General features: G+C 53.5%; 8 protein-coding genes. 1 reads left to right on the top strand and 7 read right to left on the bottom strand.

Annotated features, from left to right (window positions below):
- Positions 1-185: 185 nt before the first annotated feature.
- From glgP to asd, 6 genes are all read right to left on the bottom strand, one after another.
- Positions 186-2,633: a glycogen phosphorylase gene (glgP, locus tag AB182_RS27280; protein ID WP_047372807.1), complete on the bottom strand. Its 2,448-nt coding sequence runs from the start codon at positions 2,631-2,633 to the stop codon at positions 186-188.
- A 19-nt stretch (positions 2,634-2,652) separates the two neighbouring features.
- The gene (gene glgA, locus AB182_RS27275) at positions 2,653-4,086 is read right to left on the bottom strand and encodes a glycogen synthase GlgA (RefSeq protein ID WP_047372806.1); all 1,434 of its coding nucleotides are present in this window, start codon (positions 4,084-4,086) and stop codon (positions 2,653-2,655) included.
- Positions 4,087-4,177: 91 nt separating this feature from the next.
- The gene (gene glgC / locus AB182_RS27270; protein WP_047372805.1) at positions 4,178-5,464 is read right to left on the bottom strand and encodes a glucose-1-phosphate adenylyltransferase; all 1,287 of its coding nucleotides are present in this window, start codon (positions 5,462-5,464) and stop codon (positions 4,178-4,180) included.
- Between the two features lie 14 nt (positions 5,465-5,478).
- Entirely contained in the window at positions 5,479-7,455 is a 1,977-nt protein-coding gene (gene glgX, locus AB182_RS27265; RefSeq protein ID WP_047372804.1) for a glycogen debranching protein GlgX, read from the bottom strand.
- Positions 7,455-9,638 (bottom strand): 1,4-alpha-glucan branching enzyme, encoded by a 2,184-nt coding sequence (gene glgB, locus AB182_RS27260; protein WP_047372803.1) that lies wholly within the window; start codon positions 9,636-9,638, stop codon positions 7,455-7,457. Before glgB ends, glgX begins: the two co-directional genes overlap by 1 nt.
- 262 nt (positions 9,639-9,900) lie before the next feature.
- On the bottom strand, positions 9,901-11,007 hold the full coding sequence (gene asd / locus AB182_RS27255) for an aspartate-semialdehyde dehydrogenase (RefSeq protein WP_047372802.1): 1,107 nt from the start codon (positions 11,005-11,007) through the stop codon (positions 9,901-9,903).
- Positions 11,008-11,169: 162 nt separating this feature from the next.
- Here asd and AB182_RS27250 point away from each other — a divergent pair, with 162 nt between their 5' ends.
- On the top strand, positions 11,170-11,763 hold the full coding sequence (locus AB182_RS27250) for a YhgN family NAAT transporter (protein WP_041851355.1): 594 nt from the start codon (positions 11,170-11,172) through the stop codon (positions 11,761-11,763).
- Between the two features lie 257 nt (positions 11,764-12,020).
- Here AB182_RS27250 and gntU read toward each other — a convergent pair whose 3' ends face one another.
- The gene (gntU, locus tag AB182_RS27245; protein ID WP_047372801.1) at positions 12,021-13,361 is read right to left on the bottom strand and encodes a gluconate transporter; all 1,341 of its coding nucleotides are present in this window, start codon (positions 13,359-13,361) and stop codon (positions 12,021-12,023) included.

Below are 13,361 nucleotides of genomic sequence, written 5' to 3'. Positions count from 1 at the left end.
ACGAAAGCCCACAGTGCCTCAACATAAACAGTCTTCCCCCTCATGCGCACCTATCCCCCAGCCGTCTTATCCTTGTTTGTCGACTCACTACAGAGACCTGGTCGGAGGGTTTATCCCTTTCCTCTTCTGAAAAAAAACGGAGCCCTGAGGCTCCGTGCGGTATTTATGTCAAAAGCAAAAGTGACTTACAGGCGAACCGGATCGATATGCCAGATCTGCTCGGCGTATTCCTGAATCGTTCTGTCAGATGAGAAATAGCCCATATTGGCAATGTTGTGCATCGCCTTCGTGGTCCACTCTTCCGGGGTTAGATAGAGTTCGTCTACCTTATCCTGGCAATCAACGTAGCTGCGGTAATCGGCCAGCACCTGATAATGGTCGCCAAAGTTAATCAGCGAGTCCACAAGGTCACGGTAACGGCCTGGATCCTGCGGATTGAACAGGCCAGTCGCGATTTGCGTCAGCACCCGATGCAGCTCCTCATCTTTTTCGTAATATTCACGTGGTGAATAGCCTTTACGACGCAGCGCTTCCACCTCTTCCGCAGTATTACCAAAAATGAAGATGTTCTCTGCCCCCACATGTTCGAGCATTTCCACGTTCGCGCCGTCCAGCGTACCGATAGTCAACGCGCCGTTCAGGGCAAACTTCATGTTACTGGTGCCGGATGCTTCCGTCCCTGCCAGAGAAATCTGCTCAGAAAGATCTGCCGCCGGGATGATCACCTGCGCGAGACTTACGCTGTAGTTAGGAATAAAGACCACTTTCAGCTTATCGCCAATCTGTGGATCGTTGTTGATCACCGCCGCCACATCATTGATAAGATGAATGATGTGCTTCGCCATGTAGTACGCTGAGGCCGCTTTACCGGCGAAGATATTAACGCGCGGTACCCACTCCGCTGTCGGATCCGCTTTGATACGGTTGTAGCGGGTGATCACGTGCAACACATTCATCAGTTGCCGCTTGTATTCGTGGATACGTTTGATTTGCACATCAAAAAGCGCTTTCGGGTTGACCACCACATTAAGCTGCTGACCTATGACTGCCGCCAGGCGCTTTTTGTTCTCCAGCTTGGCATGACGAATCGCCTGATTCACCAACGGGTAGTCGATATGCTGCTCCAGCTCGCTGAGCTGGCTCAAATCGGTACGCCAGGTGCGACCAATATGCTCATCAAGCACGCCAGACAATGACGGATTCGCCAGTGCCAGCCAGCGACGCGGTGTTACACCGTTGGTCACGTTAGTAAAGCGCATGGGGAAAATTTTGGCGAAATCGGCAAACAGGGACTGCACCATCAAGTTTGAATGCAATTCAGACACGCCATTCACTTTATGGCTCACCACCACGGCCAGCCATGCCATGCGCACGCGACGCCCGTTCGATTCATCGATAATCGACACGCGACTGAGCAAGTCAATATCGTTAGGGTACTGTTCCTGAATGGTTTTCAGGAAGTAATCATTAATTTCGAAGATGATTTGCAGGTGGCGCGGCAGGATCTTACCGAGCATCTCTATCGGCCAGGTTTCCAGCGCTTCGCTCATCAGCGTATGGTTGGTGTATGAGAACACCTGGCAGGTCACCTCGAACGCTTCATCCCATGAGAATTTATGTTCATCAATCAGCAGACGCATTAATTCGGGAATCGACAACACCGGATGGGTGTCATTCAGGTGAATCGCGGTTTTCTCCGCCAGATTGTTATAAGTTTTGTGTAGCTGATAATGACGGCTCAAAATATCCTGCACGGTTGCCGACACCAGGAAGTACTCCTGACGAAGGCGCAATTCCCGGCCTGAATAGGTCGAGTCATCCGGATAGAGCACGCGAGATACGTTTTCGGAGTGGTTTTTATCTTCCACCGCCGCAAAATAATCGCCCTGGTTAAATTTACCCAGATTGATCTCGCTACTCGCCTGCGCATTCCACAAACGCAGGGTATTCGTTGCGTCGGTATCGTAGCCTGGAATAATTTGGTCGTAGGCCACGGCCAAAATCTCTTCGGTTTCCAGCCAATTGGACTTTTTACCTTCCTGCTGCACACGGCCGCCAAAACGCACTTTATAGCGCGTGTTATGGCGTTTGAATTCCCATGGGTTACCGTATTCCAGCCAGTAGTCCGGGGACTCTTTTTGCCGTCCATCGACAATGTTCTGCTTGAACATGCCGTAGTCATAGCGAATACCGTAACCCCGGCCCGGTAAGCCCAGTGTCGCCAGAGAGTCGAGGAAACAGGCCGCCAGACGGCCCAGACCGCCGTTGCCGAGGCCCGGGTCATTTTCTTCGTCGATCAGCTCTTCCAGATCCAGCCCCATCTCTTCCAGAGCATTTTTGACATCGTCATAAATACCTAACGACAACAGCGCATTGGATAGGGTGCGGCCAATCAAAAACTCCATCGACAGGTAGTATACCTGGCGCATTTCCTGAGAGAGCTGTGCACGGTTGGAGCGTAACCAGCGTTCCACCAGGCGATCGCGCACCGCAAACAATGTGGCGTTCAGCCACTCATGTTTGTTGGCGATGACAGGATCTTTACCAATGGTAAACATCAGCTTGTAGGCAATCGAATGTTTTAACGCTTCGATGCTCAGTGTGGGTGATGCATATGTAAAAGGTGCATTCATACAAGTGATTCCTGGAAAACTATTTCAACCGATAGTAAAGATCGCGATAGGATTGCGCGGCGACCTGCCAGCTAAAATCCATGCCCATCGCCTGACGCTGAACAAAACGCCAGAGAGAGGGACGGGACCACAACACGAAAGCACGCCGAATCGCGCGAAGCAGCGACCAGGCATTACTGTCTTCAAATACAAAACCACTGGCGATTCCATCTGCCAAATTCTCCAATGAGCTATCGGTCACGGTATCCGCCAGCCCGCCCGTGCGACGAACTAACGGCAACGTGCCGTACTTCAATCCATAAAGTTGCGTTAACCCACACGGCTCAAAACGGCTCGGGACCAGAATGACATCTGCCCCGCCCATAATGCGATGTGAAAACGCCTCGTGATACCCAATTTGCACGCCGACTTGCCCTGGATGCTCAGCGGCCGCCGCAAGGAAACCCTCCTGCAGTACCGGATCGCCCGCGCCAAGTAGCGCCAGTTGCCCGCCTTGCTCCAGCAAACCGGGTAATGCCTCCAGCACCAAATCCAACCCTTTCTGGCTGGTTAAGCGACTCACCACCGCGAAAAGCGGGGCTTTGTCGTTCACTTTCAGCCCCATAGCGATCTGTAGCTGGCGTTTGTTCTCCGCCTTTTCCTCCAGCGTATCCCGCGTATAACGCGAAGAGAGCAGCAGGTCTGTTGCCGGATCCCAAATTTTTTCATCCACGCCGTTCAGAATACCGGACAGACGTCCTTCAACCTGCCGCTGACGCAGCAAACCCTCCATGCCATAGGCAAACTGCGGCTCGGTAATTTCGCGCGCATACGTCGGGCTGACCGCCGTAATATGATCCGCGTAATACAGCCCCGCTTTCAGGAAAGAGATCTGTCCGTTGAATTCCAGCCCATGCATATTAAAGAACGACGATGGCAGCTGTATTTCACTCATATGTTGCGCGTAATACATCCCCTGATAAGCCAGGTTATGTACCGTGAACACCGACTTTGCCGGGCGCCCCTTCGCCGCCAGATAAGCGGGCGCCAACCCTGCATGCCAGTCATGGGCATGGACTATATCGGGTCGCCAGAACGGGTCCAGCCCGCTGGCCATCTCAGCGCCAACCCAGCCAAGCAAGGCGAAACGCAGTACGTTGTCGGTATAAGCAAAAAGATTAGTATCGTGGTACGGGCTCCCGGGACGATCGTAAAGATGCGGTGCATCGATTAAGTAGATCCCCACCCCGTTGAAATGTCCGAACAGCAATGAAATACGACCAGCGAATGTATCCCGCCGGGTGACCACTTGAGCGTCAGTCACACCGCGACGAACATCCGGGAATGCAGGCAGCAAAACGCGCGTATCAACGCCATCGGCAATTTGCGCCGCAGGCAATGCGCCAATAACATCAGCCAGACCACCGGTCTTCAGCAACGGAAACATCTCAGAACATACATGTAAAACCTGCATTATCGCTCCTGTCAAAACCGCTAACACTTAGCGGGCGCTAGCGGGAAAAACAGCGCGCGGACCCCTTCCGCGCAAGGTTATCTCGATGCTGTTACTCTTGTTGCAACTTACGCAGCATTTCGCGCGTCACCAGTACAATCCCCTCTTCGGAGCGGTAGAACCGACGGGCGTCTTCTTCGGCATTTTCACCAATGATCGTCCCTTCCGGGATAACACAGGCCCGGTCAATAACGCAACGCCGCAAGCGACAGGAGCGTCCGACCCAGACCTCCGGTAAAAGAACCGCAGAGTCGATATTGCAGAACGAGTTCACACGCACCCGTGAGAACAATACCGATTGCACCACTACCGATCCGGATATCACACATCCACCGGAAACCAGTGAGTTCAGCGTCATACCGAGACTTCCCGATCTGTCCTGAACAAATTTCGCCGGTGGTAAAGATTCATTATAGGTACGTATTGGCCAGTTACGGTCATACATGTCCAGTTCAGGTACAACTGATGCGAGATCGAGGTTTGCTTTCCAGTACGCTTCGAGGGTTCCTACGTCACGCCAGTAGGGTTCTGATTCAGGGTCCGAATGCACACAGGACAGTGGGAAGGGATGTGCATAAGCCATGCCAGACTTGGTTATCAGCGGGATGATATCTTTGCCGAAATCGTGACTGGAATTTTCATTCTTGTCGTCTTCTTCGAGCAACTCATAAAGGTACTCAGCGTCGAAAACATAAATTCCCATGCTGGCGAGCGATTTTGTGCTGTCATTCGGCATTGAAGGCGGGTTGGCGGGTTTTTCGACAAACTCAATAACTTTGTCGTTTTCATCCACCGCCATGACGCCAAACGCACTTGCCTCTTCAATGGGCACCGGCAGACAAGCCACGGTGCAACGCGCACCTTTTTCGACATGATCAATAAGCATGCGTGAATAGTCCTGCTTATAGATATGGTCGCCGGCCAGAATGACGATGTACTCCGCACCATAACGGCGAATGATGTCGAGGTTTTGCGTAACCGCATCGGCGGTGCCGCGATACCAGCTCTCGCCATGCACACGCTGCTGAGCAGGCAACAGATCGACAAATTCGTTCATCTCTTCGTTGAAGAAGGACCAGCCACGCTGAATATGCTGCACCAGCGTGTGGGATTGATACTGCGTGATCACACCAATACGACGAATACCGGAGTTAATGCAGTTGGATAATGCGAAATCGATAATACGGAACTTACCGCCGAAGTGAACCGCGGGTTTGGCGCGTTTTTTTGTCAAATCTTTAAGGCGGGTCCCGCGCCCTCCCGCAAGTATCAGGGCTACAGATTTTAATGGCAGCTGGCGCGCTAACATTAAGGGATCGTTCTTATCTAATCTAACCATGACTAACTCCTTTTTTATGACCTTTCAAAGACGCACACTCCGTGCGCGGGCCCATGCCAGACAGCCATCACTACCGGATTATCCTCACCGGCAAACGGAGGAACAGCACGCCATTCCCCTTCTGGTAGCGCAATTTCTGCAACTTCATGCGTGCCGTTAATCGCCAGCAGGACACGATCGGACAGTAGAATTTGCAGACGGTGGACACCGCTTTGCCACTCCGCAACACTGAGAGGCTGCGCTTCCTGATTAAGCCAACGCACGTTGCCATCACCCTCTTCCCACCATGCATCCCGGGTTAATGCGGGAATACGCTGGCGGAGGTGAATCAACGCGGCGGTAAATGCCATCAGCCCACTGTTAGCGTGTTGCCAGTCAAGCCAGGTCAACGCGTTGTCCTGACAGTAAGCGTTGTTATTACCGTGCTGGCTATGACCATGCTCGTCACCGGCCAGCAACATTGGTGTTCCCTGGGACAATAGCAGTGTTGTTAACAGGGCATGGACGCTTGCTCGCCTCCTTTCTGTTACATCAAAACTGCTACTTAGCCCTTCTATACCATGATTATTACTGTGGTTGTTGTTAGTACCGTCGCGATTTTCCTCACCATTCGCTTCGTTATGCTTATGGTTGAAACTCACGCAATCACGCAATGTGAACCCGTCATGCGCCGTCACCAGATTGACCGACGCATGGGGCAGACGCCCTTCGCGACGGAACATATCGCTGGATGCGGCAAAGCGTCCGGCAAACTCCCCAGGCGAGAGTGACTGCTCCAGCCAGAAACGGCGCGTTGCATCACGAAAATGATCATTCCATTCGGCAAACAACGGCGGAAAATTCCCCACCTGGTAACCGCCCCAGCCGATATCCCACGGTTCAGCGATAAGCTTCACCTGGGAGAGCAACGGACAGTTTTTGATTGCCTCAAACAACGGCGCCTGCTGGCTGAATGCCGGCGTGCGGCCCATAATCGTAGCCAAATCAAAACGAAAGCCGTCGATATGGAAAGTCTCTACCCAATATTTCAGGCAAGCATATGCATAAGCCACGCCGCCTGGATGACTCAGGTTTAACGTATTGCCGCAACCGGTCCAGTTTTCGTAATCGCCGTCATCCCTGATCCAATAATAGCTACGGTTATCAATTCCGCGCAGGGAGAGGGTTGGCCCATCAAGGTCAATTTCAGCGCTGTGGTTCAGCACGATATCAAGGATGACCTCAATACCGTTTTGATGCAGTGACTTAACCGCATCACGCAACTCATTGATGGCCGACTCGGGAGAGGTGGCATAACGCGGGTCAAGCGCAAAGAGCGCCAGCGGGTTATAGCCCCAGTAGTTACTTAAACCCAGACGTTGCAGGCGCGGCTCACTGATAAAATGCGCCACCGGCATCAGCTCAAGCGCGGTGATACCCAGCGTTTTGAAGTAGTTGATCATTACCGGATGACCAAGGGCTTTATAGGTACCGCGAATCTCAGCGGGCAAATCCGGGTGCAGATACGTCAACCCTTTGACATGCGCTTCATAGATGACTGTATTACCCCATGGCGTGCGTGGCGCGGCATCATCTCCCCAGTCAAACGTGTCATCCACGACCACGCTTTTTGGCGCGATGGCCGCGCTGTCATGTGGATCAGGAGAATCATAGCCGCCGTGCAACAATGGGCTGTCTTTCACATCACCGTCGACACGGCGCGCACAGGGATCGAGAAGTAGCTTCGCCGGGTTAAAGCGATGCCCCTGACCAGGTTCCCACGGGCCGTGTACACGGTAGCCATAACGCGTACCGGGCAACGCATTCGCCAGGAAACCGTGCCAGACATCGCCGCTACGGGCGGGTAAGTCAAAACGCTGTTCGTTGCCTTCGTCATCAAAAATGCACAGCTCCACTCGCTCCGCATGTGCCGAAAATAGCGTGAAATTCACGCCATTTTCCTCCACATGGGCTCCGAGTGGTGTCGCGTTGCCTGCGGTCAGCCTGGTCATCACCCCTCCCGCACAAACCAGACGGTTGCCAGCGGCGGAATCGTCACCGAGAGAGATTGCGCCCTGCCGTTCATCGGGATTTCATCACTGTGCACGCCACCGCCATTGCCGGTATTGCTGCCGTGATAGTGCATCGAATCCGTATTCAGTTCTTCACGCCAGCGCCCCGGCTGGTTGATACCAAAGCGGTAGTTATGGCGCGGTACGGGGGTGAAATTGCTGACAACAATAATTTCGTTCCCGGCTTTATCGCGACGCACAAAGACAAACACCGAGTTTTCATGGTCATCCACCACCAGCCATTCAAAGCCATATGGGTCAAAATCCAGCTCATGCAACGCTTTGTGGTGACGGTAGACGTGGTTCATATCCCGCACCAGACGCTGCACGCCGTGGTGCCAGTTATCGCCCCCTTCAAGCAGATGCCAGTCGAGGCTACTGTCATGGTTCCACTCACGCCCCTGCGCAAATTCGTTACCCATAAACAGCAGTTTTTTACCAGGGAAAGCCCACATCCAGGCGTAGTAAGCACGCAGGTTGGCAAACTTCTGCCACGCATCGCCGGGCATACGGTCAAGAATAGATTTCTTGCCATGCACCACTTCGTCATGGGACAGCGGCAACACGAAATTTTCCGTGTAGTTGTAGAGCATGCCAAAGGTGAGTTTGTCGTGATGATGTTTGCGATAGACCGGATCGAGCTTCATGTAATCCAGGGTGTCGTGCATCCAGCCGAGGTTCCACTTGTACCAGAAGCCCAGGCCGCCCAGCGAAGGCGGACGCGAGACGCCGGCAAAGTCGGTGGACTCTTCTGCCATACTCACTGCGCCAGGAACCTGCTCGCCAAGAATGCGGTTGGTGCTACGCAAAAACTCGATGGCTTCGAGATTTTCCCGCCCACCAAATTCGTTGGGGATCCACTCGCCTTGTTTACGGCTGTAATCGCGGTAAATCATCGAGGCGACGGCATCCACGCGCAGGGCATCAATACCAAAACGCTCAACCCAGTAGAGCGCATTCCCCACCAGATAGTTGCTGACTTCACGGCGACCATAGTTATAAATCAGGGTATTCCAGTCCTGATGGTAACCTTCACGCGGATCGCTGTGTTCATAGAGCGCGGTGCCGTCAAATTCGGCCAGAGCAAAGTCATCGGACGGGAAATGACCCGGTACCCAGTCCAGAATCACATTCAACCCAGCGGCATGAGCCGCTTTGATAAAGTAGATAAAATCATCACGGGTGCCAAAACGGCGCGTCGGGGCATAGAGACCCGTCGGCTGATAACCCCAGCTTCCGTCAAACGGATGCTCATTAACGGGCAGCAACTCCAGATGGGTAAAGCCCATCCATTTTGCATACGGCACCAGTTGGTCCGCCAGCTCACGGTAGCTCAGCCAGAAATTATTGTCCGTGTGGCGACGCCATGACCCCAGATGGACCTCGTAGATGGAGATGGGCGCATCAAATTCGTTGGCCTTTTTACGCTCTTGCGTCTGCGCTATCTTTTCCGGCAGATCGCAAATCATGGATGCTGTTTCTGGGCGCATCTGCGCTTCAAAAGCGTAAGGGTCAGATTTGATCCGCAGCTTGCCGTGCGCATCAATCATCTCAAATTTATAGAGCTGCCCATTGTGCGCACCCGGAATGAAAAGTTCCCAGATACCGCTTTCACGGCGCAGGCGCATGGGATGGCGGCGACCATCCCAGTAGTTAAATTGCCCGACGACGGAAACCCGGCGGGCATTTGGCGCCCACACAGAGAAGCGGGTCCCGGTCACGCCGTCCATTGTATCTGCGTGAGCGCCCAGCGTTTCGTAAGGTCTCAGGTGGGTGCCTTCGGAAAGCAGCCAGGCGTCCATATCCTGAATCAATGGACCAAAGCGGTAAGGATCGTCGATAAGGTTCTGCTGCCCATGCCAGATAACGGCCAACTGGTAGCGAAAGGGGTTTTTGCGTCGCGGCAGAACGCCACTAAAGAAACCGCGTGAATCAAGGCAATCAAGATTGCCTACTTTGCGCCCGGTTTTGGGTTCAATAACCCAGACCTCGGTCGCGTCAGGTAATAATGCGCGGACTTCCAGCCCGGCTTCCGTCTGGTGCATGCCGAGGACGGAAAAGGGGTCTGCAAAATGGCCTTCAATGAGCGCATTAATCACGTCTCTATCTACAAAAACAGACATGGTTTAATCCTTGTTATTTATGTCACACCTTTCCCGGCAAGGTTATACGCCCAGCTGTGACATTTTTTTTGACCTGAACGGCGCAGCACATAATGTGCATCCTCTCTGCTCCGTCCTACCTTCAGGCAGAATGCGTAAACACCCCACTTAAAGCATAGCCAACGCTTTATCTGACTCCCGAGAAAAATATCAACATCTGCGTACACTCCGTTAATACGCGAAAAAAAGGGGTGACAAGCACCCCTTTTTAAACAAATTAAGATTATGCGAGCTGGCGTAATACGCGGCGTAGCGGCTCCGCTGCGCCCCACAGTAGCTGGTCCCCTACGGTAAATGCAGAGAGGAAGTCCGACCCCATATTCAGCTTACGCAGACGCCCTACAGGGGTGGTCAGCGTGCCTGTTACGGCAGCTGGCGTCAGTTCACGCATGGTGATTTCACGGTCGTTCGGTACCACTTTCGCCCATGGGTTATGGGCCGCCAGCAGCTCTTCGATGGTCGGGATAGACACATCTTTTTTCAATTTAATGGTAAATGCCTGGCTGTGGCAGCGCAGCGCGCCGACGCGAACACACAAGCCATCAACCGGAATTGTGGTGGTTGTCGCGAGAATTTTGTTGGTTTCAGCCTGGCCTTTCCACTCTTCACGGCTTTGACCGTTATCCAGCTGTTTGTCGATCCAGGGGATCAGGCTACCAGCCAGCGGCACGCCGAAGTTATCGACGGGCAGTTCGCCGCTGCGAGAGAGCTGGGTAACTTTACGTTCGATATCGAGGATGGCAGAAGCCGGGTCTGCCAGCTCAGCCGCCACGTGACCATGCAGTTGCCCCATTTGCGCCAGCAATTCACGCATATGACGCGCACCGCCGCCGGAAGCAGCCTGATAAGTCGCCACAGAAACCCATTCCACCAGATCGTTGGCGAACAGACCGCCCAGTGACATCAGCATCAGGCTGACAGTACAGTTGCCGCCCACGAAGGTTTTGATGCCTTTGTTCAGGCCGTCGGTAATCACCGCCTGGTTCACCGGGTCAAGAATAATGATGGCGTCATCTTTCATACGCAGGGAAGAGGCAGCATCGATCCAGTAACCCTGCCAACCGCTTTCACGAAGCTTTGGATAAATTTCGTTGGTATAATCGCCGCCCTGGCAGGTGACAATGATGTCGAGGGCCTTCAGTGCTTCCAGATCGAATGCGTCCTGCAACGTACCGGTAGACTTACCGCCGAACGTCGGGGCTGCCTGACCAAGCTGGGAAGTAGAGAAGAAGACCGGGCGAATGGCGTCGAAGTCGCGCTCTTCTACCATGCGTTGCATGAGTACGGAGCCGACCATTCCGCGCCAACCGATAAAACCAACATTTTTCATAGCGTATTTCCTGCGAAGGTGTGTGCTGTTAGTGCGAGCCAGTATCCAACTGGCGCTAATAGTCCACCTTACAAAATGCACGCAAAGTCGCAAGTGAAATTAATCAATGATGGGCAAGCCATCAGAAATACCGCTTATCAGCGGCAATATGGGTAATTGATAATGAGCGAAATCATTTCGGTGGCAGTGTTGTTGATCCTGATTATGGACCCTCTCGGGAACCTGCCGATTTTTATGTCAGTTCTTAAGCACACTGAGCCGAAGCGCCGCCGAAAAATCATGATTCGCGAGCTCCTCATCGCACTGGTGCTGATGTTGGTTTTCCTCTTCGCGGGCGAAAATATTCTGGCATTTCTCAACCTGCGCGCCGAAACCGTTTCGATTTCCGGCGGCATCATCCTGTTTCTGATCGCCATTAAAATGATTTTCCCCAGCGAGTCCGGCAGCAGTATGGGTCTGCCCGCAGGTGAAGAACCTTTTATTGTACCGCTTGCGGTTCCGCTGGTGGCCGGGCCGACACTGCTTGCCACCCTGATGCTGCTTTCACACCAGTACCCTAATCAGATGGGCCATCTGGTTATTGCATTGTTGATTGCCTGGGGCGGTACCGTGGCGATATTGCTGCAATCATCGCTGTTCCTGCGCCTGCTCGGTGAAAAAGGGGTGAACGCGCTTGAGCGTTTAATGGGACTGGTGCTGGTGATGCTCGCAACCCAGATGTTCCTGGATGGCATCCGCTTGTGGATGAAGGGTTAGCAAGGCAAAAAGCAAAACGGCGGCGGGAACAAAAGCAAAAAGGCAACACAAGTTGCCTTTTTTAGTGTTTGCTCCCTCTCCCCGTGGAGGTAAAAGCAAAACGGCAACCTTAGTTGCCGTTTTTGGTGTTTGCTCCCTCTCCCCGTGGAGGTAAAAGCAAAACGGCAACCTTGGTTGCCGTTTTTGGTGTTTGCTCCCTCTCCCCGTGGGAGAGGGTTGGGGTGAGGGCATCAGACCGCACCTCTCCCTGCAATACCTTAACTCAACAACGTAAAGGCAATCATCCCGACAATCGCCCCCGTGGTGCCCAGAATCGTTTCCATTAAGGTCCAGGTTTTCAGCGTCTGCGCTTCGGTGGCGCCGGTAAATTTACCGAACAGCCAGAATCCCGCATCGTTCACGTGACTGACCACAATGGAACCACCCGCGATACAAATAGACAGGGCCGCCAGTTGCGCACCGGAAAAATGCAATTGTTCAATCACCGGCATGACCAGACCCACTGCGGTTAAACAGGCGACAGTCGCAGACCCCTGAATAATGCGCACCGCTGCGGCCAGCACAAAACAGGTCACCGCAATCGGCAGACCCATACCGGTCAACGCTTCACCTAATGCCGGGCCAACACCCGAATCCACCAGCACCTGCTTGAACACACCGCCAGCCCCAATCACCAGCAGGATGATACCCGCCGGCTGCAGTGCCTGACCGCAGATCTCCATGACCCGATCTTTTGCCATGCCCTGACGAATGGCCAGGCCATAAATCGCCACCAGGCACGCCACCAGAATCGCGGTGAACGGGTGACCGATAAACTCCAGCCAGTTGTAGAGATCTGAACCTTCTGCAACAAAACGCGCTGCGATAGTTTTCAGACCTACCAGCACCAGCGGCAGCAGAATCAGCGACAGGCTAAAGCCGAATGACGGCATTTTGCCTTCACCTAAATGCGGCTCGGAGATGTCATCCGGGATATGCAGTTCAACATAGCGGCTGATAAAGTTGCCCCACAGCGGCCCGGCAATCAGCATTCCTGGAACGGCAGCGCACAGCCCAATCAGGATCATCCAGCCAAAGTCGGCGTGCATCTGCGAAGCCAGCAGCATCGGTGCAGGCCCCGGCAGCAGAAATGCTGCGGCCGCCGCTACACCCGCAAACAGCGGAATCACCAGCTTCACAAGGTTCGTACCGGTATGACGCGCCATAGAGAAGGCAACGCTAATCAGCAGCACGACCGCCACTTCGAAGAACAGCGGCAGCGCGCAAATCAGACCGGCCAGGCCAATCGCGAAATGTGCGCGGTTGTGACCAAATGATTTGAGCATCTTCACGGCTATCTGATCGACCGCGCCGGTCTCATGCAGAATTTTGCCGAACATCGCTCCCAAAGCCACCACAATGGCAAGGAAGCCCAGCGTCCCACCCATCCCTTTTTCCATCGTCGCCGCAATCTTGATTAACGGCATACCGGAAAAAAGTCCTGCACCAATAGAAACCACCATCAAAGCAACGAAAGCATGCATACGCGCTTTCATCACTAAAAACAGCAGCAGCAACACAGAGCCAACTGCTGTTAAAACAAGCGTCAATGTACTCAC

Origin of the sequence: Phytobacter ursingii, assembly GCF_001022135.1 — a bacterium.
GTDB lineage: Bacteria > Pseudomonadota > Gammaproteobacteria > Enterobacterales > Enterobacteriaceae > Phytobacter > Phytobacter ursingii.
This window is presented reverse-complemented; position numbering and strand designations above follow the sequence as displayed.

Excerpts from the sequence above, each read along its gene's own strand:
- glgX (WP_047372804.1), bottom strand. The coding sequence starts at position 7,455 with ATGACCAGGCTGACCGCAGGCAACGCGACACCACTCGGAGCCCATGTG.
- glgC (WP_047372805.1), bottom strand. The coding sequence starts at position 5,464 with ATGGTTAGATTAGATAAGAACGATCCCTTAATGTTAGCGCGCCAGCTG.
- asd (WP_047372802.1), bottom strand. The coding sequence starts at position 11,007 with ATGAAAAATGTTGGTTTTATCGGTTGGCGCGGAATGGTCGGCTCCGTA.
- glgA (WP_047372806.1), bottom strand. The coding sequence starts at position 4,086 with ATGCAGGTTTTACATGTATGTTCTGAGATGTTTCCGTTGCTGAAGACC.
- AB182_RS27250 (WP_041851355.1), top strand. The coding sequence starts at position 11,170 with ATGAGCGAAATCATTTCGGTGGCAGTGTTGTTGATCCTGATTATGGAC.
- glgP (WP_047372807.1), bottom strand. The coding sequence starts at position 2,633 with ATGAATGCACCTTTTACATATGCATCACCCACACTGAGCATCGAAGCG.
- glgB (WP_047372803.1), bottom strand. The coding sequence starts at position 9,638 with ATGTCTGTTTTTGTAGATAGAGACGTGATTAATGCGCTCATTGAAGGC.